The sequence below is a fragment of the Tannockella kyphosi genome, from assembly GCF_021054785.1.
Lineage (GTDB): Bacteria > Bacillota_I > Bacilli_A > Erysipelotrichales > Coprobacillaceae > Tannockella > Tannockella kyphosi.
In genome coordinates, this window is the sequence record NZ_CP088239.1 from 103,725 (window position 1) to 127,738 (window position 24,014).

Below are 24,014 nucleotides of genomic sequence, written 5' to 3' on the forward strand. Positions count from 1 at the left end.
CCGATAGTATCATACGAAATTAGGATAAAACATTATAAAAAACTACTATCTACAAAGTGTTGGCACACATAGTGAGGAAAAGTCGATGAAGTTTTTATTTGTAATATTTTGAGTTTGGAGGATCAATGATGATTGAAATTAAGAATTTAGAATTTGGATATAAGAATCAACCTGTTGTTTTGGATAACATAACAACTAAGATATTAGGGGGTAATATTGTTGGAGTCTTGGGTCATAATGGTGCAGATAAAACTACGTTGTTTAAATTATTATCAGGGTTATTAAAGCCAAATCATGGAAATATAATGATAGAGGGAGTTTCTCCCAATGTAAATAAAAAGAACAGAGGAATACTTTCTTATATGCCAGAGCATGATGGTTTATATGCTAATCTTACTTTGATGGAAAACATACGATTTCGTGGAGAGATATCACATGCATCTAAGGATATTTTAGATGATCAAATTATGGATATATTAAAAAAAGTTAAGTTATGGGATAAAAGAAATTATAAAGTAAATGAATTATCGAATGGTATGAAAAAAAGATTATCTTTAGCTGCTGCTTGTTTAAATAATCCCAAAATCTTGTTATTAGATGAACCTACCAATGGAGTTGACCAAGAAAGCTTAAAGGCAATGCATGAAATGCTTCTTGCTTTAAAATCACAAGGTTCAACCATATTAATTAGTACTCATGATTTTCATACTGTTGAAAAAATATGCGATGATTTACTTATTTTAAATCAAGGTAAAATTGTATATGATGGAAACAATCTTCCTTTACATAAACTTGAACAAACGTACTTACATTTAACTAAAGGAGACGAATAAGATGGTAGATGATGTTAGGATCATTTTTAAAAATGAATTCAATTGTTTGAAAAATCATAAGGCTACTTTAGTTTGTGTTGTTGGTTGTCTTATTTCAGGATTACTGTTTATCTATCAAAATGGTGCATCAAGTATGGTTGGACTCATGGGAGGGATTACCATAATTCCTACTTTCTTTGGAAGTCTTTGTGGGGTACAAATCATATCAGATACTATTGTAAAAGAAAAAAGAGAAAATACATTAGATATCATACTTTCATCAGGAATTTCGGAATATTCGATTATTATTGGAAAAGTTTTAAATGGCTTGTTTGTAGCTTATCTTGTAGCGATACTCATGATAAATGTTTTGAAGTTTGGGTTTTATTTTACAACGAATGATTTTAATTACATTACTTTCTATTGGTATGATTTTATAAATCCATTAGTTTTTGGATATCTATCATTGAGTGCTTCTATCCAAGCATATCTACTATTAAATGATGAAAAGTTTGCTCCAGTAATAGCCATTGTTGTAGTTAGTTTGATTTTATATGGTTTGATAAAGCTACTTAATCTAATCGGTATTTATAATATAGGTATAGTGATTATGCTAGGTGTGTTATTGTGTTTTATAACCACTTTTTTAGCATCAAAAATACTAAATAAAACTTAATGGGTAATCTTTGATTATTTTGGTGATTCTTCTTTAAAGCTATTAGATACGTCACATCATTTGAATCATTATGATAACTCAGTTATCTTTAAGGACAAAATAATTATAAAATGCATTAACAATAGTATGTCACCTAAAATAAATCATATTTATTAAATCTTATTTTTTATTCCCATCGAAATAATTACTGATTTTATAAAGGATTTCTTTTTTCTTTCCTCTTGGTAACTCAAGTTCATGATCACCTTTCATATACATGATATTTCCTTCTATTTTAATTAACTTATCTAAGTTAATAATACAGTTTATTTTTAATTTGAAAAAATTATTAGGTAACAATTGTATTAATTCATTGATATGACGGTTATCATATATCGTATTATTATCAACTAAAACAAACTGGGTAGTTCGGTAATAGGATTCAATAAATATAATATTATCAAATAATACTTCAATATTTCGTTTTTTTGATTTTGTTAGAATTGAATTCTTTTTTTGATAAGAATAAATATCACGAATTGCTAGAGGCAAGTCGATATTGATATTTGCTTTTTGAATAAAATTATGTAACCCAACTTGATGTGTATCTAATGCATAATCACTATGATTTGAAATAAAAACAATTTTAACATCATTATGATATTGCTTATATTTCTTCGCAATTATAATACCATTAATATCATCATTAAGGTTGATATCGAAAAACAGGGCATCATAATTACTATTTATAATATCAATGTCACCATAATTATCAAAGTAATCAACTTCGATAAACTTTAATTCATCTTGTAATGAATTAAATATTTTTTTAATTTGATTTAGTTCTTCGTACTCATTATCCAATACGCAGTATCTCATGTTTCTTTTCCCTCTTTTCGATATTGTGAAATCTATCATTATTTTAATATATAAATAATAAAAAAGCGTATTTTTGCATCAAAAATGCAGTTTTAGCATAAATTATTCATTTTTTTATAAAATTTAGTATAATAAATATATAAAAAGCAATTATTATAATTGCAAACACATCTATTTGTATGTATCACAAAAAATTCCTTTTTTGTTTATAATTTCAACCATCATAAAAACAAAGAAATGGAGAAATAAATAGGTGTATCAAATTTTTATTGTTCTTTATAAGTGCAATTCTATATTCGTTCTCAACGATACATGCTTTATCCTTAGATACTGGTAGCTATCAAATTAGTAATAATGAAACTGAACAAATCGAGTAAGTAGAGATGATGTTGAATCAATTAGTGTAATTAATATATTGAGGAATATGTTTATCCAGATGGTTGAAACTAGATAGATTTATTACTTTGAAAGAGATGTTTTTTTTGTTATTTATAAATAAAAATTGTAAGGAGTGATAGTATGGATACATATCAATGGATATTTTCAATGATCAGCAGTTTAGGTGTTTTTTCTGTCTTATTGGGTGCAGTACCGGGTGCAGTGCTTGCGTTAGGAATGCAGTATTTTGTTTGTAAAAAATATGGTAAATATCGATATATTGTGCCTATTCTTACTTGTATATGGGTATTATTTTATATTGCTATTGCAGGTGTTATGATAACCATCATTACAGTGTCTGAGATAATTATGACTAATACAGTCTTCATTGCTTTATCTTTTGTTTTACCTAGAATAATTGTACTAATTATTACAATCATAATGGCAAAGAAAGCTTCACAACATGATTAAATACTATATTCTTATCATAAAAACTTATTTTAAGTAGGTAGTAAATATTAATTCTCTTTATTAAAGCGAACACAGACATGAAAGAATTGTCCTTGTTGATGGTACTCAATTTTGCCATTATATTTTTTTACTATGCATTCAATTGAGGAGATACCATATCCATGGTACCCTTCTTTTTTTGATGTTTTATTAATATTAATGGGCTTATTCATGATGACTGTATTCTTTATTTCTATACGATAATGACTATCATCTTCACTACATGCGATAAAGATTTTTTTAATACCTTCACTTTTACAATTATCAATGGCATTGTCTAGTAGATTACCAAATAATACATATAGATCGAGTTTATCAATAATATCTTTAGTTACATCATTTTGATAATGTAATTGAATATGACGTTCTTCTATTTTTGATAAATACATTGTAATAATGGAATCAATACTTGTATTGTTTGTCATTAATTTCGGAAGATGATTAAAAGTATCCAATGATTTATCTAGCTCTCTTTTTAGTGCAGCTAGATTGTTCTTATCAAGGTACTCTTTTAGTAATAAAAGGTGATGTTTTTGATCATGTTTCATCCTTCTTGTTTCGTTAATGATATCATTATTTAATTGATAGTTTTGTTTTTGCAACTCTATTTCTTGAATAAGTAGCTTTGAATTTGTTAGTTCTTTCCATTGTAGTTGATAGCTTATGAACAAGCGATACAGCAAAAAGAAGAATAAAATCATACAAACTATCAAAGAATAAAAGTAAATAGCTGATAAGTTGTTCATGAAATATGCATCAAATAATATCAAAAAAGTAATACAACCAAAAAATATAACAATATTAAAAATATTTATTTTTTTATAATCTTGTTTTGCAAAAAAATGCCCAAATAATTCTATTAATGCAAATAGAATTAGCTTAGATAGCAATAAAATAACTTCGTTGGAAATAGTCAAAAATCCAAATAAAGAAGTTACTATAAAAGCTAATCCGTTGGAAATAAGCAATAAAGAATTTAAAATAAAAGCATAACAAATTGCATTACCTAAAGCTATATCATTACGATATGAAAGAAAACATGTAATAAAGAAACTAAATATGGCAAAGTAAAAAAGTGAATTAAAACCATATAAGATAAATAAAGATGAGGTTTCTATAATTTCTTGAGGGTAAAAAAGTGGAAAGTAAGTAATGTTATAATTGCAACAACAAAGAAAAGAGAAAATAAATAGTGATATAACAATTGTTTTAATAGATATTTTTCTTTTAATTAGACAAATAAACCTAATAAGTAAAATAACCTCACACAGTATAATAATAGAATGTATTGTCATTAGTTTATTCTCCTTTTTCTAGAATAAATAATTTTCATCTTTTTAATAACAAAATGTATGTATACTTTTAGTTTACAATAAGCTATGGTTGTTGTCGATTACATTAGATAAAATAATTAAAATAATGGTTTGGTGTTATTCTGTTAGTTTTCAATTTTCAACATGACCACCTTAAATAATTTTTTTGAAAATATAATTAGTTTTTATATTGTAAAAATCATAAGTAGTTGTTAATAAATAAGCAATAATAATTAATGATAAAAACAAAAACCATGTAGTTTTTAATTCTGCGATACAAAAACATGTTTTAACAAACTAGAAATAGATTAGGGAGTAATATATGATGTATTTGAAAGGCTGGGGAGATAATGGATAACGAGAAGGAGTTGGAACATCGACTTTTTTCATTATTCAGAAAGGACAATTATGGCAATAACGAGGCTTATTACAATGCATCAAAACAAAGGAAAAACAGTAGCTAGAAGTATCAAAGATAGAATTGATTATGCTATTAATTCTCATAAAACAGAAGATGGGAAATATGTAAGTTGTTATGAGTGTGATCCTAAAACTGCAGCAGGAGAGTTCGTACTTTCTAAACGAATGTATGAAGATCTAACCGGTAGGAAACAAAAAAACAGTGTACTAGCATATCAAATACGACATGCATTTAAACCAGGAGAAGTATCACCAGAACAAGCGAATGAAATAGGGTATAAACTAGGTATGAGCTTTACAAAAGGAAAGTATGCTTTTGTAGTAGCAACACATGTTGATAAAGAACATATTCATAATCATATAATATTTAATTCTGTTTCATTAGATAATAAAAAGAAGTTTCGTAACTTCTTTGGTAGTGCCTTTGCATTAAGAAGACTATCCGATCAATTAAGTTTAGAATATGGTTTATCAATAATAGAATCACCAAAGTTTTCAAGAGGAAGTTATGAAAACTGGGCTAAAGTATTTAATGTAAAACAAATGGCAAATACGATAAACTTCTTAAGAGAACATGATTGTTTCACTTATGAAGAACTAGCACAAAAAGCAACACAAGTAACAAATAAATTTTATGATATTAATGCATCCATTAAACAGTATGAAAAAAAGATAGAAGAGAATAAAACAATACAAAACCATATCTTCAACTACTCTAAAACAAGAGATATTTTTATCGCATATCGTAAATCAGGATATTCTAAAAAATTCTATCAAGAACATGAAAAAGAAATCATACTACATAAATCAGCTAAAGATTATTTTAATTCTTTAGAAACAAAAACAATTCCTAGAATAAATAAACTACGTGAGGAGTATTCTACATTAGTTGCAGAGAAACAAGCAAAATATAAGGAGTATAAAGAACTAAAAAAGTAATGAAAGAGATTCTTCTTGTTAAGGAGAATGTAGATAGAATACTAAATATGAATGAAGAAAAGAAAACAAAAGAAAAATCACAGGGCACGAGATAGTGTCTTGTGATTTATAACCCTATAAGGGTGTAGCTCGATGATTTATCATCGTTCAAAAGGGATTGGGAATATTCCCAACAAGTGAAAATAGCATATGGGGCCCCATGTGCATTGCTTGCTAAAGATAATAATACAGAAATATGCAGGACAACTTACTTGCGATTCATCGTGTTTTCAGATATCTCTGCTGCTATTATTGCGTATATCTTTTTCTTGTGTGGAATACTGAAATTTGATATGTTAATAATTTCTTCACCTTGTGGATAGAAATAATTTTCGGTAACATGATAAAATTCAATCAATGAAAAAAATCTAGGTAAAGTAGGACATGTAACATCGTTTTCATATTCTGACAAAGTAGAAATTCCAATAGATAAAACATTTGCTGCATCTGTTAAACTATTATTTCTATTAGTGCGAAGTTTTTTAATTTTTCTCCAAACGTCATTTAAATCACCCTCTAAGATAAAACAACATCAGATTTCGGTACAGCCGAAAGTATATGTTGTTTGTGTTAGAAAAAAGTAAATCAGGCAAAAAAAGAGACAAATATCAATTTATTATATAGAATCAAAGAATGAGGGGAGGGATAATTAAATGGATAAGAAATTTTATGCTGTTTTAAAAAAATTATTTTGAATAGTTCAATCAAAGGTGCTACGTTAGTGTCGCACATAGGGTTGTATCAGCCAGAGGTACCCAAGCAATTGACGAATGAAAAAAATAAAAATAATAGAAATTAAATTTACTTTATTTCTATTCTTTGATACGATTAAACTATGAGGGAGTGGTTTAATGAATGTTATTATAATTGAGGATGATAAGGATTTTTCGAAAAAATTACATACTGATCTACAAGTTTTTTTTGGAGAAAATAAGTGTGATACTGTTATATCTAATGTCTCTGAAAATTTTGATAATGCTATTTCAAATTTAGAGTTTGATATTGCTTTTTTAGATATAGATTTAATACTATGCAACGGTATCGACTTGGCTCATAAGATTGCTAAAAAAAATACAAAATGCTTAGTTATTTTTGTGTCTTCTAGAAAAGACTTGGTCTTTCAGTCTTTAACAGTGCAGCCTTTTTATTTTGTAAGAAAGCAGTCGTATCAAGATGATCTTAGAATGCTATTTGTATTATTAAGGAAACATCTAAATAGAAACATGATTCCAGCATTTACGTTACGTAAGACTAAAAAACAAATACCATTACATACCATTTGTTATGTAGAATCTAAATTGCACAACCTATTTATATATACAGAGAAAGAGGTTTTAACAGAAAGTTACACTTTACAAGATTTTATAAATTACTCGAATGAATTTGGATTTGTTCAAGTACATCGATCGTATATAGTTAATATGGCCATGGTGGATAGAATATCTGTGGGACAAGTTATGCTCTTTAATGGGATTTCAATTCCTGTAGGCAGAAAATATAAGGTTAATTTTTTAGAAGCATATGAAAGGTATTTATTACTATGATGGAACTATTTGAGATATTTATTATATTTATAGAGAGCATTCTATTTTCTGTTTTTATTACAAAGTACTTTTGTATCGTGGAGATAAGAAAAAGTATTGCTGTATCAAGCTCTTTATTTTTAATAAGTAGTATAGTATGTAATCTTTTTAATACCAATGGGATTGTATTAGGAGCGATAACCCTGGCAATTGCTATAGGAACAATTGTTTACTTTCTAAAGAAAATTACTTTTCAAGTAATATATATTCCTGTTCTTTATTATGCACTGATTATTGTTACTTCACTTCTAGCATTAATTATAATTTCCATCGTAACAGGTATAAGCTCTAATCAAATAATTAACAATACACAGTATTATATCTATATTTGTCTTTTAGCGAAGTTTTTATTATGTACAATAACAGGATTTATTCTTTATTTAGAAGTGAAGATAAATTTTTCTTTAACCCTTGAAAAATGGGGAATATTACTAGTTAAGGAATTTATTTTGATAGGATGTATAGCAATAATATCCACAGGTATTATCACTAATTCTATATCCCTCATTCATCTTGTAGTTATTCTTTTTATGTTGTGTTGTGTGTCTTTTTTGTCAATATTTTCAGTATATGATACAAACAAAATAAATGAGGAAAAATTAATGCATGAAAAAACATTACAAAGACTTGCGTACCAGCAGGAAAATGTGAAAATGATAAAGGATTTAAAAGTGGATATTGATGCTATCAATCATCGGATGTTTTATGTTTTAGAAAAAGTAAAACATGAACTTGAGGTTAAAAATTATGATAAAGCTATAGGTATCCTCAATGATTATAAACAAGTTGTCATTAAACAAGATATTTTTGTATTGACTAATAATGAATCATTCGATGCATTGTTTAATTTGAAAATTAAAGAAATGAAAATGCTAACTGATGTGAAGTGCTGTATTACCATATCCAAACGAGATTTATATGATGGAGTGCATTTTATCAACGGAGTGATGTCACTGCTGAACTATGTTTCAAATAGTGAGAAAATTGATATTTATATAAGTGAAAAAGTTAATAGGGTGATAATAAAGTTATATTTTAGTGGGTTCGATGAGATAGAAGAAGATGGTTCCTATGCATTTATTGAGAAAGCATTTGGTTTTTGCAAAAGTAGGATAGTGATAGATTTAAAAAGTGAAGTAAAATCTATTAATATTGTGTTATTAAATGAAGAGTAAATTAGTAAATAGATTTATTGAAATGAGTATCATTGACGAGAGCGAAGGGCTTACTATGTCTTTCAATTTGGCAAATATAATAACTACTTTGTTCTTATCACTTATTTTATACCGTTATGAATCAATATAGATGGATGTCATTGTAAAACAGCTTTATCATGTTTTTTTGACGTATGTAATGGTTTTTGAAACACTACTCAATTAAATCATCTTACTTTTTAAAATATTAATTAAACCAAAAGGGGACCAATTGAAATAGAATCCAGTAATGAAGACGGTATACATTGAAATCATATTAAAGGATTAAGTGAAGTAGGATTGTTTCCATGGTTAAAGATTCCCCCCCAAAAAAATGTAATTATAGATTCGTTGAAATCAAAAACAGTGTTCTGTACAAGAGTGATTGTATATCAAACTTTGAAGCACAATGAATTTAATTAGCAATTGTGAAATAAACTAAAGATTTATATCATTTCTTAAAGTGAATGCAACAAAACTTTATTTGTTAAAATATTAGAATTGGTGTTTGTGCAATTAAACAGTTGTTTAAGTAAAAAAAGCGAATATAAAAAGAATATATAGTACACTAAACTTAAACAATATAAAAATAATTAGAACAAAGCATTTTACATAGTATAGTGCTTTGTTCTAATTGTAAAGAAGGGAGGAATAATATGAAAGTTTTTCTGTGTAGTGTTTTGTTGCTGTTATTAAATGGCTGTAGTGTAGTGGAAGAGGATAATGTTGTAATGTCTCAAGAAGATTATTATATTGTTGGTTTTCATAACTATAATAATTATGGAATGTTTATGATTGGTGATGATTCACAAGGCTTATCTTATTATGACATAGAAAGTAATGCAGTTATTTCAATACCTAATAAAACAATATATGATGATTCATTATTGTATCCAGGTGTTGCTAATGGGTTTACTTTGTATAATGATTATTTATATTATACGATTAGTAATGGAGGATCTATTTTTATTTACCAAATGGACAAAGATGGTACGAATGTAAAGCTATTATTGGAATATGAAAATAAAGAATATGATAGTACGGCAACGGGATTAACGTTTATTTTTACTGATAATAAAATGTACTTTACATTGTATTTAGAAAATGCGGTGGCTGAAGGGACAGAGAAATATTATCAAATTTCTTGTTATGATTTAAATAAGGATGAGTTATTGTTAGGAACGATTGAACCAGCATGTGTAGATTTGGTTGGAGTAGAGGATGACAACATCTATTATATTTATAATGATACATTTCTTTATGAATGGAATATACAAAGTCAAGAATCAAATTTGATTTATGAGGGGACATATTTAAGAGAAGGGTATCATGGTTCTTTTGAATATACAGAGAATAAATTATATTTTGTTGAAAACGAACAAACAGTATATCAATATGATTATCTAGAAAAAGAGTTAATTGAGCTATTTTCAAGTGAAACACCTATTGAAATCCGATATGTAGATGGAGATTATATATTTTATACGAATGTAACTTTACTTTCAACATTCACTGATGCTACGTTTTATGAGTATGGATACTACAATGTTGATACTTTGGAAAACATAGCAGATTATCGTAGTGGTGGAGTGTTTTTTACACCTACTGGTGATAATGATGACTACTTCTTTGGTGCAATAGAAGGAACTGGAAAACAAAGTATAATTTTAAAAGAAGATTATTATAATGGCAATTTTGATAAAGCAATACTTATAGAGGAGTATTATTAAAATGGAACTAGAGATAAGAGGGGTTAGTAAACAATATCATAATAAATTAGCATTATGTAATTTTTCTATCGTTATGGAAGAAGGTATCTATGCTCTTCTTGGACCTAATGGTGCAGGGAAAAGTACGTTGATGAACATTCTTGCGGGATGTTTGGATAAAACAAATGGAGAAATATTAATAGATGGGCAAGACTTAGAAAAACGACTATTTAAAAATATCGCTTATATGCCTCAACACCAACAACTGTATGAGGATTTTACAGGACAAGAACTAATGGAATATTTTTCGTTGTTAAAAGGAATGAATAAAAAAGAAGCTAGTAAAGAAATAGAGAGATATCTAAAAGATGTCGGTTTATATGAGCAAAAGGATATGCTTATTAAAGCTTATTCTGGAGGAATGAAACAACGTATTTTATTTGCTGCAACTCTTTTAAATAATCCTAAGATACTTATTTTAGACGAAGTAACTGCTGGAATGGATCCAATGCAAAGATTACAAATATTAAATATATTATCTATGTTTTCTAAAGATAAAATTATTTTATTTGCAAGTCATGTATTATCGGACATAGAAATGATTGCAACGCATTTTATTTTTCTAAAAGAAGGAAAAATTATTGTAGAAGATACAATGGATGGTATCTTACAAAATTTTGATAAATATGTTTATGAAAAAGAAATAAATTTTCAAGAAGCAGACTTTTTCCAAAAGAAACATCTTTGTACAAGAGTAAAAAAAGTGAGTAATCAAACATGCTTAGTTCGCTTCTTAAGCGATATACCAAAGGAAAACTATCCTTTAAAAGATGTAGAACTAGAAGATGTTTATGTATCTTATTTCTTTGAGGAAATTCAAGATGTTTCGCTATGAGATAAAAAAATGTACAAAGAATACAGCCTTTAAAAGTATTTGGTTTTTATTGTGTTTGTTTGCAATTATCATGATATTCCTAGATGCCAAAGATTATCAGAAATATCTTTTAATCGAAGATAATTTTGAATATTTAGAGGTATTAGAAGATTATGATACGTATCAAGAACAAATAACAAGTCAATTAGAGAGTAATCAATTAATGTTGGGTGGATCACTATTTCAAACTAGCAACCAGTATTTAAATGAGTATGTCACAAACTATGAAAATTATTATAACAAACTTATTGATTATTCTTTTGAATATGTTGAGAATTTAGCCTATAGTATGATTTTAACAAATCATATACCAATTTATATTACCTTTATTTTTATTGTTTATATGGCAGCGTATTTATTCTTAAAAGAAAAAGAAAACAAGATTAGTGATGTTTTATGTAGCTATCCTAGATATCTACAAAAACATCAGTATCATAAATTACTTGCAATACTAATTCTATCTATAGGTACCTTTCTATTCTTAGAAGCAGTAAAGTTTATGATAGCACTAAGGATGTTAGATATATCTTCGTTTCAAGGATATATACAAGGTGTTAAAGAATATTTATATTGTCCTTTTTCATGGATGATAGGGACTACTATATTTGTTCAATTTATTTTGGTGATAGGGATACTTGTTGTTAGTAGTGTAGTAATAAGTGCACTTGTAAATAGAGTGAATAAGTCTATTCTCTTTTATATGAGTGTTACTTTATTTGTCATCATGGAGTTTCTTTTCTATTTTTATATACCAAATGACTCTGTTTATATCTTTTTCAAGGTTATCAATATTGTAACAATACTTGATATTAGTAATTTGTTTACTAATTATTATTGTTTTAATTTATTTAATCACTGTATTCTTTATTATCAAGCGATTTGTGTTTTTTTAGGTATCGTGTTCCTACTTTCAGGATGCTTACTTACAAGAAAAAGTGCGGTGAACAAACAAACAAAACATAAGATAATGAAGATAAAAATAAAGAATAGTATGTTATCTTTTTATGAGATAAAAAAAGCAATGATTATTAAAAAGGGATTTCTTGTGTTGTTGTTAATAATCATTTATCAAGGATATGCGATAACACATTATGAAGTATATCAAAATCTAGAAGATTATTATGTACAATTATTTTCTCTTGATTTACAAGGAGATATTGGAGAATCTCAAGAGAACTACTTTTTAGAAACAGAGGAATACTATCAAAGTCTAGTAAATAATATGATGGAACTAGACGAGCTCTATCAAAATGGAGAATTGGATTTAGCAACATACTATTCATCATATGAAGCTAGTAAGTTAAAATTAGAATCAAAAGCATATTATGAAGATGTAAAAGAAAGCTATGAATATGCGGTGAGTGAGGGGAAAACACAGTTTATTTATGAACAAGGATATGTAGAAGCTTTTTTAGAAAAAGATGTTCTTATACAAAATATTGTATTGATGTTAATTCCTTTATCTTTGATTATTGGGATGTATGCAACTTATGATAATAGAATTAAGATGAATAATCTTATTATGCTTTATGAAACTAAAAAAGATCGAGTAAAAAATATTCAAAGAAATATATGCATCCTTATTTCAGTGTTTTTATATCATCTAATCTTTGTAATAAATAGTTTTCAAATATTAAATTATTTCCAAGCAACACAATATAGCTTTTTAGTAACCAATTTACTATGTTTCAATCTTCCTGTTTCTATATCAATTGCTACATTATTATTTATTTTATATGGACTAGGAATCATGTTATCTATGTTAGTAGCTATGTTGTTCTATTGGATAGCTAAAAAGTACAGAAACCCTATAAATGCAATATTTATTTTATTAATGATGGTTGTATTAGTAATATTGTTTATATGGATATTATAGAAAGGATCTATTATGAAAAAGATATATATAATCACAACACTATTTTGTAGTATTTTATTATTATCAGGATGTTCTGATGATACCAAACAAACCTTAGTTATCTATGCCTATAATCCTTTTCCAGATGAACAAATAAGCACAGAACAAATAGATGCAATCAATGACTATTTAGATTCTTTAGGAAAAGACTATGAAGTAGAGTATCGTGAGGTAGTGGGAAGTTATGAGCAGTTATTAGATGTAACAGAATACTCACAAGAAATGATGGATGATATGCTTATTAATGGAACGGAGTATTACGTTTTAAAAGAGGATTATTCAACAACACAAAGTGTTTTAGAATCACAAGAAACAGTACACTTATATCAAATGGGTTACTTTGGTTTTGATGATATTGAAGAAACAAATCTAGTTGATGCAGGGTTAGTTATTAATTTAGAAGAAATATTAGAAACAGAACAGGGTCAAGTTATCTATGATAGTTATCCTGAACTTGTATGGGATTCTATTAAAATAGACGAGGAAATATACTCGATACCTTCACTGCTTAATTACACAGTAACAAATGCTATGGATAGCTATGATAGTGAATATTATTATCTTGCATTTAATAAAGAGATGTGTGATGAGTTAGGATTAGATCCCTCTTCTTGGGATTATAAAATATACGAACATGGTGATGAGTTAATAGATGCTTTGAATCAATTAAGTACGGATGTTTTATATGAAACATTCAGTTCAGCTGACTTTCAGTCTATTTTCCCATACCTTACTCCTTTAAATGGGACCTTTGATGCATCTCCTTTTGTAGTAGATGAACGTACAGGAACAATAGAGCTATTAATAGATTGCCAAGAGTATGTAGCGATGTTTGAATTTTTTGATGAAATAAGAGAAGGGGTTACTAATTATCCATCTAATAGTTATGTAGCACCTCAAGAATCAGTAACTCCACTTTTTGAAGTAGGTGTGTATAAAACAAATGAAAATAGTGATGACTACTATTTTATTGAAAATGATAGTTATTATTTGAATCAATTGACTTATCGTTCTACTGCAATAGCTTCTTCTAATGATAATATGGAAGATACGTTAGATTATTTATACTTACTGTCTAGTGATGAAACACTAGTATCTCTCTTACTGGCAATGTATGATGATGGTACTTTAGGTGACTATGGATTAGGTAATAGTTACTTAATAGAAGAGGATATTAATAATCTTTTAACAACACCATATCCAGAGAACTTTAGTGTAGAAAGTCATAGTGAGTATTTAGAAACCTTTGAATTATCAACAATATTTAATCAAACAATTTGTTATGATGATTATCTAGATGAATTACTCCCATATTTACCATATCATTATTTTCTGATACCAGGTTCTTATGAATCTTCAAGTGGTGATTGGATAGATGTTGATAAATATAATAACTATATGGATATTGATTTATTGTATGAAATTAGAGATTATTTAAATCTTTGTATCGACTAAAATAACAAGACTTTTTTCAAATAAATATTGCTTTATTATAGGGGATTTTGAGTACCAAATAATAGGTAATTATGCAGTTAGTGTATTTCTATAAGTGATGTATGTAAGGAGATAAAAATGTTAAAAGGGACTGTACGTATTTCATATCAGAAACGAATACTTTTAGAGTCTTCATCTTTTGAAGCAAAAAAAGGTCAAATAACAACAATAGTAGGTTATAGTGGATGTGGTAAATCCACTATTTTAAAAGCATTGCAACGATTAAATAATTTTGTAAGTGATTATTCTATTGATGGACAAGATGTGGATAGCAATACAAATTTATCTGCTTATTTGATAAGTGTTTTTCAAAAACCAAGCTTTATAGAAGATTTAACAATCAAGGAACAAATAGCTTTTCTTTATCAAACAGAAAGTCAAGATATGTATAAATGGGCTAAAAAGCTTACTATTATTGATTGTCTTGATAAGTATCCAAGACAATTATCAGGGGGGCAACAAATACGAGTAGCATTACTAATTGGATTATTAAAAAATGCTCCTTATATGTTGTTAGATGAACCTACAGCATCTTTAGATAAAGAGAACAAACAAGCAGTGATACGAGTTTTACAAGAATACGCAAATTTAGGTAACTGCGTTATTTTATCAACACATGATAGTTATATTTATGATAAAGCTAATGTTGTTTATGTTTTTGAAAATAAGAAATTGATAAAACAAAAAGATGATTTTTTACAAGAAAGTAATTGTGAAATAACTACTAGAGTTAAAAGTAGAAAAAAGCGAAAATATTATTTTTCAAAATTATTAAATAGAAAAAAAACAGAGCATAGATACCTTACTGGTTTTACTATTTTATCCCTGTTTCTTTTAGTATTCACCCTTCAATATGGAAATATAATAATTGCAAATCAAAATAATGCATTAAGTGCATTGTCATCAAAAGAAATTATCGTATCTATTCCTAATAGTGGTATCATTGATAATTCCATCAATCCGACTACAGGAGCTGCAACTCTAGAAAAAGAAGATATAGAATTCTTAGAAAGCATAGAAGGAGTAGAGGAGGTAGAATGGAGATTTCAGACGTATTCTTCGGAGACTTTTTTTTCTTTAGAATATAATAATGATGATTTTGAAAAAATAATAGAATCTAATACGATTATCAAATTTCAAAATTCACAAGAAATAAGTAGCAGTGAAAGTTATTTTCAGTCTGTTTATTACAATCAGATAAGTTATGATACAGATGTACTTTATCAATTCCAAGAGGAAGGAGTATATCTTTCAAATGAGTTTGCATCTTTATTTAGTGAGGACCTGACAAGTTTTGAAGGAGCTACTATCGAAATAGATTTATTCATACCAGTATATAATTCTATTGGTAAAGTTTATTCAATGATAGAAGGGACTCCCTTTTATGTAGAAATGGACTCTATTATCAAGCAGAGAGTTACGTTAGAAATAGCTGGAATTCTAACGGGGAGTAATATGGGTATTGAAACGATTTATAGTAACCCAATATATGTATCCCAAGAAACCCTTTCAAAGTATATTGCAGAAAATCAAAGAGATGAAGAAATAATAACTTATGTAAAAACAATTGATGAAGATAGCTCAATTAGTGTGATTAAATCTTTAGATCCTTTTGAAGGATATGAACGTGTTGTTGTTGAAACAGGTCCTTGGGAACCTTCATTATATACTATTATTTGTGAAAGTGTTGTTGATGTACCAGAAGTAACTGAAATTCTAAATGAAGCAGGTTTTAATGCATATAGTAGTTGGAGTGAAGTAAGTAGTTTGTATGATATGGAAGAGAACAATAATTCGATAGTAAGTATTTTCTTGGCTATTTGTGCAGTTGTTATCCTTATTGTAAATATTGGAATTAAGGCAAATAATCGAAAAGATGAAAAAAGTTATAGTCAGTTTTTATTTGATCAATTATATTCAAAGCAAGAAATAAGGATGATAAAGATACGAAAACACATGTATTTCTTTTTTTGCAGAACAATTCAAGCAATTATTTCTATCTCGTGTTTTATTACATTCCTTAGTTATACTACCTACTTGCCTATAGAAATAAATAAAATAACGGTTCTAATGATAGTAACGATTTTATTTGTTTTAGAGGTTGTAGTCCCATTAATCGTAGAAGGGAAGATAAAAAATGATAAAGTTAACTAATATTCATATAGAGTTTGATAAAGTATTACTAGATAATGAAAACTTAGAAATATATGATCATGAAATAACCCTACTTTATGGAAAAAGTGGTTCAGGTAAAACAACATTGTTGTATCGTGTTGGATTACTATCATCCAATGAGCAAGAGTATATATATAAGGATATTGATATAACTCATTTTAGTGACAAACAAAAAAGTAATCTAAGACAAATGAATATAGGATATGTTATACAAGAGAGTAGTCTGTTTGAACAATATGATGTGCTTGGTAATATGAAACTGTGTGCTAGTTTTACAGGTAAATCATACACAAAAGAAGAATATCAAAAAATCCTAGATAAATTACGCTTGGAAATTGAGTTTGAACAACCTATACAAACTTTATCTGGGGGAGAAAAACAACGATTAGCTATTGCATGTGCATTATGCAAAGATGTGGAAATTTTAATATTAGATGAACCAACGAGTGCTTTAGACAGTTATAATGCACAAATAATCTTCGAAATACTAGAGGAATTAAAAAAAGAAAAAACGATTCTATTAGTAAGTCATGATGATCGTGCTAAAGAATATTCTGATCGCATTTATAATCTGGAAGATAAACACTTGTATTTAGAAAAGGAAACTAGTGCAAAAAGTGAAATGAGATTAACAAAACTTAAGTATACGTATGCCTTTACTTTTTATAAAAAATATATCAGTTATTTTTTTAATGCATATAAGGGATTTAGTTTATTTATGACATGTTTATTTTTTCTATCTTCTTTTTTAGTATGTAGTTCATTGCTTTATATTGATGAGTTGACAAATGAGAATATACAACTTATCAAGGATACATCCATCAATCAATTGTTTGTGCAAGTAGATAATGAGACGCTAGATTACCTAGAAAATAGTGATTACGTAGAAAGAATCTATCCTTATACAGAGATGAAAGTAGGCGTAGACGGAACATATTATGATGTATATCCTTATTATAATCAAGATAGTGTTATTGATTCCTTAGAAGTAAAGCTAAATAATGAAGGGGATACTTATACTAGCAGTGAGGTGTACAAAAGTATCTTTAATTCAACTCAATCTACTAGTGAGGTAATGACCTTTGATTTTGTTGTACAAGTGGATGATGAATTTGTTGAGTTTGAATACGACATAGAAGTAGGAGGTTTTTTAAAAGAAAGTACAAACAGTTATTATGGGAGTGATGACTTCCTTTATGTATCAGAGGAGCTTTTTCAAGAGTTAATGGATTTGAGTGGAGTACAAACATATGAATACTATACTGTATTTACTACGGACTATGATGCATTAATTTTCACTATTCATATTTTTGAGGAAAATAATTTGTATGTGGAAAGCGGGTTTAATAATATTGAATTGATAGACTACGTTATAAAAGAAATGAATACATTATGTATGCAGTTATTAATTATCATATTTGTAGTATCAGCATTTTTTATAACTATTTTACAAGTAAACTATTTTTATAAACGAAATATTGAATTTTCTTTATTAAAGATAAATGGATTAAATAATAGGAATATACTACTGTTAGTATTCTATGAGTTATGTAGTAAAGCTATTATTTCATCACTTCTTTCTATTCCTTTATTTATTGTAATAAATGTTATTATAGGACAAGGAGTTTCCAAGTTTTTCTATTTTATATTTATTAACATTATATTTATGATATTTATTATAACAAGTAGTATGTTTTTTAATTATTTATATATTAAGAAGTTGAATTTACAAGAAATATTGCGAACATAAGAAATGTTTTATAAGATTTTTAGAAACTAGAAATATATTGATTTATTGGATAAGATTAGTGATTATTTAAAAATTATAATCAGAAAAATGTTATTGACCTATAAATACGTTGCAATAGCTTCTTCTAATGATAATATGGAAGATACGTTAGATTATTTATACTTACTGTCTAGTGATGAAACACTAGTATCTCTCTTACTAGCAATGTATGATGATGGTACTTTAGGTGACTATGGATTAGGTAATAGTTACTTAATAGAAGAGGATATTAATAATCTTTTAACAACACCATATCCAGAGAACTTTAGTGTAGAAAGTCATAGTGAGTATTTAGAAACCTTTGAATTATCAACAATATTTAATCAAACAATTTGTTATGATGAATATCTAGATGAATTACTCCCATATTTACCATACCATTATTTTCTGATACCAGGTTCTTATGAATCTTCAAGTGGTGATTGGATAGATGTTGATAAATATAATAACTATATGGATATTGATTTATTGTATGAGATTAGAGATTATTTAAATCTTTGTATCGACTAAAATAACAAGACTTTTTCAAATAAATATTGCTTTATTATAGGGCATTTCATTCGTGACCATCCAACTTACAAACCAAGGAAATTATTTATATTTTAAAATGAGTTTAGATGGTAATTACGAAATTACTATTCCTGACTTTAAGTCTGAACAATTAAAAGCACAAGAATATTTTCATGAAGATGATCAAACGATCATAAAATTATTATATCAAGAAACTACAATTGCTTAGAGGTATATTTATAAAGTTAACGTGAGGTAAATTGATTAACATTATTTTCTAGTTATGAGTTGACAACTATCTTCCCTTTTTGAAATTAATACTACGAGATTCTGTTCAGTCAAATATATAGCACAATAGTTTTAAGTGCCAAAATAGCCCTTAGGCTATTTAAAGACCAGGCTTTTCTTAAGTAAATTTGATATACCTTTTTTTAGAAGTTCTTTTCATATTTACAGGTATAATATTGATATCTATACTGATTTAAGATAAAAGGAATTATCGAAGGTGCTAATACAGGAGATTTTAAAGAGGCAGTAAGAAAAGCAGAAGATAGCAAAGCAGAGTTCAATGATGGAGAGGAAAAATATAATCTTTTGAATATTTCTTAGTAGAAGGTAACATCATTTTTGAGAACTTAGAAAAAAATCTAACATCCACTAAATAATGAATAAAAGTAACTATTTTGTTAATAAGCTATACTTATTAACTATTAGTTACGTATCAATCGTAATGGAGGAAATATGATTGATAGAATTTTAATAAAAACAGAAAAGAATCTTATAACCATATTTTCGCATTTAAAACACAAGAAGAGCTCTTTATGTCATTAAAATGCATGATAATCACAATCGGTTGACATCCTCATACAATTGATAGATTATAAGGTTATAAATGTAAATGCTTATCATCTTATAACACCAATATGACTAAGAATACAGTATACAACAAATGAGTGATTTTATTTTTATCTAATATGGGAGGAATACTATGCTGAAAATAACGAATTTAACATTTGGTTTTGGTATGAACTGTATATTTGATACGACTTCTTTTCAAGCAGGAGCAAACCAAATTACATTAATAAAAGGAAGTAGTGGTTGTGGAAAAAGTACATTATTAAAGATACTTAATTTAGAGTATAAAGGTATTGGAACATATTTTTATAGTGATAAACTAATAGATAAGGAAACTTTTAGTGCAAACAACCTTTATTATATTCATCAAGAATCTATTGCCTTAGATTCTTTAACTGTGATACAACATTGGAAATTTTTAACGGAAAACTATAATTCTGCAACCAAGTTAGATGAATATATAGAAAAACTAGAATTAGTTGATTGTTTGCATCAATATCCTAAACAGTTATCAGGTGGACAACTTCAAAGAGTTATGCTTATTAATGCGTTAATTATTGATAAACCAATCTTATTAGTTGATGAACCTACTAGTGGATTAAATGATGAATTATCTAATGTATATTTAGATATTTTAAATGAATTTAAAAAAGATCATATTATTATTGTAACTAGCCATGATGATATTTTTGATAATGTTGATGTTGTTTATACTATTCATAATAGAAAACTAATTACAAATGATAATATCAATCCTAGTATGACAAATGAAAAGAAATCTATAAAAATAAAATGGACTAACTTATTTTTAAAAGAAAGAAAACAAAAGTTTTTAAAACCAATGTTAAGAAATTTCTTATTTTCTCTTATTATTGGTATTAGTGCTTACTTACTATTTATGGATACAGAACTATCAGAATACTTCACTGTGGGAGAGGGGAACGAAAGATATACTAGTGAATTTTTATTGTACAAAGCAGTTTCTCCAGGGGTGCTTATATATGATACTGATGGATCTAGTTTTCCTTTTACCCAAGAAGAGCTGGAACAAGTAATAAATATAGAACATCTTGAATCATTGGAATCACAATATATATTTTCCTTAACAGATATTTTCGAAGAAGTAGAACATATCAATAATGGAGAAACTATTTTAGTCGAAGAATATGCAGGGAAAGAGTTTGAGATTTATAGCAACCAAATCTTGTGGAAGTATGAAGATGAACAGAGTTATTTAACCCCAACTATTCAAAGTATTGATTCAAGCATTGACTACCAAGAGATTACTTACCTAAGTGATGACAGAGAAGGTTTCTATATTCATCGTAATCTTCTCAATCAGACAGGATTAAGTGATGAAGTAATAATGAATGCGAGTATTAAAATAACTGTTAATATACCAGATAGTATTCTTTATGGGGTATCTTCCATAAGTTACACTAGTGGAGAGACGGATGTGCCAACTGCATTATTACACACCACAACCTATACGATAGATGCAAAAATAATAGGTATCATCGAAGAGTTTATGCCTAATGTTGTAACTTCATCGCAAAACACATTACTGTTATCAACGGATATTATGGAAAAATTGATTTATACTTATAATACAGAAGAAACATATACAACTTATTTTAGTAATGTGATATGGGATTATGTGGATGATCCTATGCTAGCAACAGAATCAACAACGACAACGCCCTATTATCCTAACCTTTATTTAGTATCGGTAGAATCAAGTGAGTATATGGAAGAAGTTATTAATGAAGTACAAGAAATGGGGTATATTGCTTACTGGATGTATGGTAATAATGCAACTGTGCTATCTAATTATGAATACTTATTTGTAATGGCAAAAACAATAGGAGTCATATTAGTTATATTTGTAACTGTGCTTTGTGCAATGCAACGATTTATCAAAAATGATAAAGAGAAAAATTTTAATAACTGGCTTTCAACAATTGGTATAAGTAATAAAAAAGAAATCTTTCAAATAAAAGGACAAAAATATATATATGATACGATCATCATAATATTACTTTCAAGTATCGTTCTCTTTTTTATCCAACTGATAGATTATAGTACAAGCTATCACTCTATATACTATGTACTAATCGGATATGTGTTTATTGTTATCATTTCAATATTCATTGAATGGGTTATACCAATGCTATGGGAGGTTACTTATGATAGAAATAAATAATCTAACTTTACAATATGACAAAGTATTATTAGATAAACAACGTTTAGAAATAAAAGAAAAAAGTATCACGCTTATACATGGACCAAGTGGGTGTGGTAAAACTACATTGCTCTATTATCTTGGCTTATTCTATGATTTAGAAAATGATTATATTTATCATGGAAAGAATATAAGCAAAGAAAGTGAAGAATTTAAAGCGAATCTTAGAAAGAAGGAATTTGGTTTTTTGTTTCAAAATTATATTCTATTTGATGAATATTCCATTTATGAAAATTTTGAATACTTTGCAAGATTAACGAATAGCTCAATTAGTGAAGATAAGGCAAGAGTACTATTACAACAAGTACGGGTAGATGAAGATATTCATCGTAACTTATATACTTTATCAGGTGGTCAAAAACAAAGAGTAGCATTAGCTTGTTTACTTATAAAAGATCCTAAGGTTTTATTGTTGGATGAACCAACAAGTGCGCTAGATAAAGAAAATAGTGTAATTATCTTAGAAATACTAGAACAATTAAAAAAAGATAAAACAATAGTTATTGTAAGCCATGATCAAATGATTAAAGAGTATAGTGATGAAATAATCTGTTTTGAAAACAAAAAATTAGTGGTACAAAAATACACAAAGAAAACAAATAGTTCTAATGAAATACCTATAAAAACAACGTTAAATAAGTCATTTTATACTTTTTATAATAAAAAGTATAAATCAAAAAAGAAGAATAATTTTAAAATAATTTGCTTTGCAATTGCCATGTTATTATTAACTAGTGTGGGTGTATTCAATATAACGAATAGTTATATTGATTCATTAAAACAAGATAATGTTTCATCCTCTAATTTGGCACAAGTTTATATACAAGAAACTATGGATGTAATGGATTATGATATTTATAAAAGTTATCCATATTATGAAGTATCTATTGAACTATTAGGAAATATGTATCCAGTTTTACCAATCTATCCAGAAACAAATCAAACATCATCTAATTGGATGACAATTGATTATATTCCAGAACTAGAGTTTTCAATTAGTTTTGATTTGTTTTATCTAATTGAATATGTGTATGTTCCAACCACATCTATATCTACAAACTTATATAGTATCTCTGATTCTAGTGGCTTTAACTATGCATATACAAATATACTATTAAATGGATATCAGTATGGCTATACTGATTCAACTTATTTTGTTACTTTGCCATATGATTATATAGAATCTAGTCTGTCAGATAACGAAAAAGGAATGACTTTATTCTTTGATGATTATGATTCCTTAACTTTCTTTATAGAAGAAAATCAAGATAAAGTAGTAGATATATCATTTAATCAATTAGATGAGGTTATTGAAACTATTCAACTTTTTTCAACTTTAAAATATGTATTTGTTTTAATGACTTTGGTATTAGGTGAAGCTGCCTTGTTCTATTTATATAAAACATATATTAAAAATAGATATGAAGAATTAGCTTTATTGAAAGCAATAGGTTTATCAAATAAAGAAGTAAACTATTTGTTATTAGAAGAACTACAGTTACCCATTCTTATTAGTTTTATAACTATTAGTATCGTTCAATTATTAATGAGAGATATTTATGCTGTATTATTCTTGTTTTTTATTAGTATCGGATTAGAAATAATGATTAGTTTGATATTACATTATTATGTAAAAAAAATAAATCCAGTAAAAGTTTTCAGGACATAAA

The 24,014-nt window shown here is 27.2% G+C and carries 19 protein-coding genes; 16 read left to right on the top strand and 3 right to left on the bottom strand.

The features are described from left to right. Window positions 1-125: 125 nt before the first annotated feature. Together LRR82_RS00665 and LRR82_RS00670 are read left to right on the top strand one after the other, a co-directional pair. Window positions 126-833 carry an ABC transporter ATP-binding protein gene (locus LRR82_RS00665; protein WP_249029590.1) on the top strand — a complete coding sequence of 236 codons (708 nt, stop codon included), beginning with the start codon at window positions 126-128 and terminating at the stop codon, window positions 831-833. A gap of 1 nt (window position 834) precedes the next feature. Beyond that, on the top strand, window positions 835-1,488 hold the full coding sequence (locus LRR82_RS00670) for an LTA synthase family protein (RefSeq protein WP_249029591.1): 654 nt from the start codon (window positions 835-837) through the stop codon (window positions 1,486-1,488). Between the two features lie 159 nt (window positions 1,489-1,647). Here the strand turns inward: LRR82_RS00670 and LRR82_RS00675 are convergent, their stop codons facing one another. Beyond that, complete coding sequence (locus tag LRR82_RS00675) at window positions 1,648-2,346, bottom strand: LytR/AlgR family response regulator transcription factor (RefSeq protein WP_249029592.1); 699 nt, start codon at window positions 2,344-2,346, stop codon at window positions 1,648-1,650. A 519-nt stretch (window positions 2,347-2,865) separates the two neighbouring features. Between LRR82_RS00675 and LRR82_RS00680 the strand changes: the two genes are divergently transcribed. Continuing rightward, complete coding sequence (locus LRR82_RS00680) at window positions 2,866-3,195, top strand: hypothetical protein (protein ID WP_249029593.1); 330 nt, start codon at window positions 2,866-2,868, stop codon at window positions 3,193-3,195. A gap of 47 nt (window positions 3,196-3,242) precedes the next feature. On the opposite strand, the gene LRR82_RS00685 is transcribed toward LRR82_RS00680, so the two are convergent. Continuing rightward, entirely contained in the window at window positions 3,243-4,529 is a 1,287-nt protein-coding gene (locus LRR82_RS00685) for a sensor histidine kinase (protein ID WP_249029594.1), read from the bottom strand. A gap of 426 nt (window positions 4,530-4,955) precedes the next feature. On the opposite strand from LRR82_RS00685, the gene LRR82_RS00690 reads away from it, so the two are divergent. After that, on the top strand, window positions 4,956-5,906 hold the full coding sequence (locus tag LRR82_RS00690) for a relaxase/mobilization nuclease domain-containing protein (RefSeq protein ID WP_249029595.1): 951 nt from the start codon (window positions 4,956-4,958) through the stop codon (window positions 5,904-5,906). Window positions 5,907-6,153: 247 nt separating this feature from the next. Here the strand turns inward: LRR82_RS00690 and LRR82_RS10920 are convergent, their stop codons facing one another. Further along, the gene (locus tag LRR82_RS10920; protein WP_399201170.1) at window positions 6,154-6,468 is read right to left on the bottom strand and encodes a helix-turn-helix domain-containing protein; all 315 of its coding nucleotides are present in this window, start codon (window positions 6,466-6,468) and stop codon (window positions 6,154-6,156) included. A gap of 328 nt (window positions 6,469-6,796) precedes the next feature. Between LRR82_RS10920 and LRR82_RS00695 the strand changes: the two genes are divergently transcribed. The 12 genes from LRR82_RS00695 (at window position 6,797) to LRR82_RS00750 (ending at window position 24,013) form a co-directional block, all read left to right on the top strand. Continuing rightward, window positions 6,797-7,489 (top strand): LytR/AlgR family response regulator transcription factor, encoded by a 693-nt coding sequence (locus LRR82_RS00695; RefSeq protein WP_249029596.1) that lies wholly within the window; start codon window positions 6,797-6,799, stop codon window positions 7,487-7,489. Then, the gene (locus LRR82_RS00700; RefSeq protein WP_249029597.1) at window positions 7,486-8,703 is read left to right on the top strand and encodes a hypothetical protein; all 1,218 of its coding nucleotides are present in this window, start codon (window positions 7,486-7,488) and stop codon (window positions 8,701-8,703) included. Before LRR82_RS00695 ends, LRR82_RS00700 begins: the two co-directional genes overlap by 4 nt. Window positions 8,704-9,377: 674 nt before the next feature. Then, a complete protein-coding gene (locus LRR82_RS00705) occupies window positions 9,378-10,451 on the top strand; it encodes a hypothetical protein (protein WP_249029598.1) in 1,074 nt (357 codons plus the stop codon). Between the two features lies 1 nt (window position 10,452). Next, window positions 10,453-11,325, top strand: coding sequence for an ABC transporter ATP-binding protein (locus LRR82_RS00710; protein WP_249029599.1), 873 nt, complete (start codon window positions 10,453-10,455; stop codon window positions 11,323-11,325). Next, complete coding sequence (locus tag LRR82_RS00715; protein WP_249029600.1) at window positions 11,312-13,240, top strand: hypothetical protein; 1,929 nt, start codon at window positions 11,312-11,314, stop codon at window positions 13,238-13,240. Before LRR82_RS00710 ends, LRR82_RS00715 begins: the two co-directional genes overlap by 14 nt. A gap of 12 nt (window positions 13,241-13,252) precedes the next feature. Continuing rightward, window positions 13,253-14,734 carry a type 2 periplasmic-binding domain-containing protein gene (locus LRR82_RS00720; protein WP_249029601.1) on the top strand — a complete coding sequence of 494 codons (1,482 nt, stop codon included), beginning with the start codon at window positions 13,253-13,255 and terminating at the stop codon, window positions 14,732-14,734. Between the two features lie 117 nt (window positions 14,735-14,851). Beyond that, window positions 14,852-16,927: an ATP-binding cassette domain-containing protein gene (locus LRR82_RS00725; protein ID WP_249029602.1), complete on the top strand. Its 2,076-nt coding sequence runs from the start codon at window positions 14,852-14,854 to the stop codon at window positions 16,925-16,927. Then, window positions 16,911-18,698, top strand: a complete 1,788-nt coding sequence (locus tag LRR82_RS00730) for an ATP-binding cassette domain-containing protein (RefSeq protein WP_249029603.1) — start codon at window positions 16,911-16,913, stop codon at window positions 18,696-18,698. Before LRR82_RS00725 ends, LRR82_RS00730 begins: the two co-directional genes overlap by 17 nt. Before the next feature lie 93 nt (window positions 18,699-18,791). After that, window positions 18,792-19,247: a hypothetical protein gene (locus LRR82_RS00735; protein ID WP_249029604.1), complete on the top strand. Its 456-nt coding sequence runs from the start codon at window positions 18,792-18,794 to the stop codon at window positions 19,245-19,247. Between the two features lie 52 nt (window positions 19,248-19,299). Further along, entirely contained in the window at window positions 19,300-19,476 is a 177-nt protein-coding gene (locus LRR82_RS00740; protein WP_249029605.1) for a hypothetical protein, read from the top strand. A gap of 759 nt (window positions 19,477-20,235) precedes the next feature. Next, window positions 20,236-22,305, top strand: coding sequence for an ATP-binding cassette domain-containing protein (locus tag LRR82_RS00745; RefSeq protein WP_249029606.1), 2,070 nt, complete (start codon window positions 20,236-20,238; stop codon window positions 22,303-22,305). Beyond that, complete coding sequence (locus LRR82_RS00750; RefSeq protein WP_249029607.1) at window positions 22,289-24,013, top strand: ATP-binding cassette domain-containing protein; 1,725 nt, start codon at window positions 22,289-22,291, stop codon at window positions 24,011-24,013. The genes LRR82_RS00745 and LRR82_RS00750 overlap by 17 nt, the downstream gene beginning before the upstream one ends. The last annotated feature ends 1 nt before the right edge of the window (window position 24,014 follow it).

Excerpts from the sequence above, each read along its gene's own strand:
- LRR82_RS00700 (WP_249029597.1), top strand. The coding sequence starts at position 7,486 with ATGATGGAACTATTTGAGATATTTATTATATTTATAGAGAGCATTCTA.
- LRR82_RS00705 (WP_249029598.1), top strand. The coding sequence starts at position 9,378 with ATGAAAGTTTTTCTGTGTAGTGTTTTGTTGCTGTTATTAAATGGCTGT.
- LRR82_RS00745 (WP_249029606.1), top strand. The coding sequence starts at position 20,236 with ATGCTGAAAATAACGAATTTAACATTTGGTTTTGGTATGAACTGTATA.
- LRR82_RS00695 (WP_249029596.1), top strand. The coding sequence starts at position 6,797 with ATGAATGTTATTATAATTGAGGATGATAAGGATTTTTCGAAAAAATTA.
- LRR82_RS00720 (WP_249029601.1), top strand. The coding sequence starts at position 13,253 with ATGAAAAAGATATATATAATCACAACACTATTTTGTAGTATTTTATTA.
- LRR82_RS00685 (WP_249029594.1), bottom strand. The coding sequence starts at position 4,529 with ATGACAATACATTCTATTATTATACTGTGTGAGGTTATTTTACTTATT.
- LRR82_RS00725 (WP_249029602.1), top strand. The coding sequence starts at position 14,852 with ATGTTAAAAGGGACTGTACGTATTTCATATCAGAAACGAATACTTTTA.
- LRR82_RS00680 (WP_249029593.1), top strand. The coding sequence starts at position 2,866 with ATGGATACATATCAATGGATATTTTCAATGATCAGCAGTTTAGGTGTT.
- LRR82_RS00690 (WP_249029595.1), top strand. The coding sequence starts at position 4,956 with ATGGCAATAACGAGGCTTATTACAATGCATCAAAACAAAGGAAAAACA.
- LRR82_RS00710 (WP_249029599.1), top strand. The coding sequence starts at position 10,453 with ATGGAACTAGAGATAAGAGGGGTTAGTAAACAATATCATAATAAATTA.
- LRR82_RS00750 (WP_249029607.1), top strand. The coding sequence starts at position 22,289 with ATGATAGAAATAAATAATCTAACTTTACAATATGACAAAGTATTATTA.
- LRR82_RS00730 (WP_249029603.1), top strand. The coding sequence starts at position 16,911 with ATGATAAAGTTAACTAATATTCATATAGAGTTTGATAAAGTATTACTA.
- LRR82_RS00665 (WP_249029590.1), top strand. The coding sequence starts at position 126 with ATGATGATTGAAATTAAGAATTTAGAATTTGGATATAAGAATCAACCT.
- LRR82_RS00715 (WP_249029600.1), top strand. The coding sequence starts at position 11,312 with ATGTTTCGCTATGAGATAAAAAAATGTACAAAGAATACAGCCTTTAAA.
- LRR82_RS00675 (WP_249029592.1), bottom strand. The coding sequence starts at position 2,346 with ATGAGATACTGCGTATTGGATAATGAGTACGAAGAACTAAATCAAATT.
- LRR82_RS00670 (WP_249029591.1), top strand. The coding sequence starts at position 835 with ATGGTAGATGATGTTAGGATCATTTTTAAAAATGAATTCAATTGTTTG.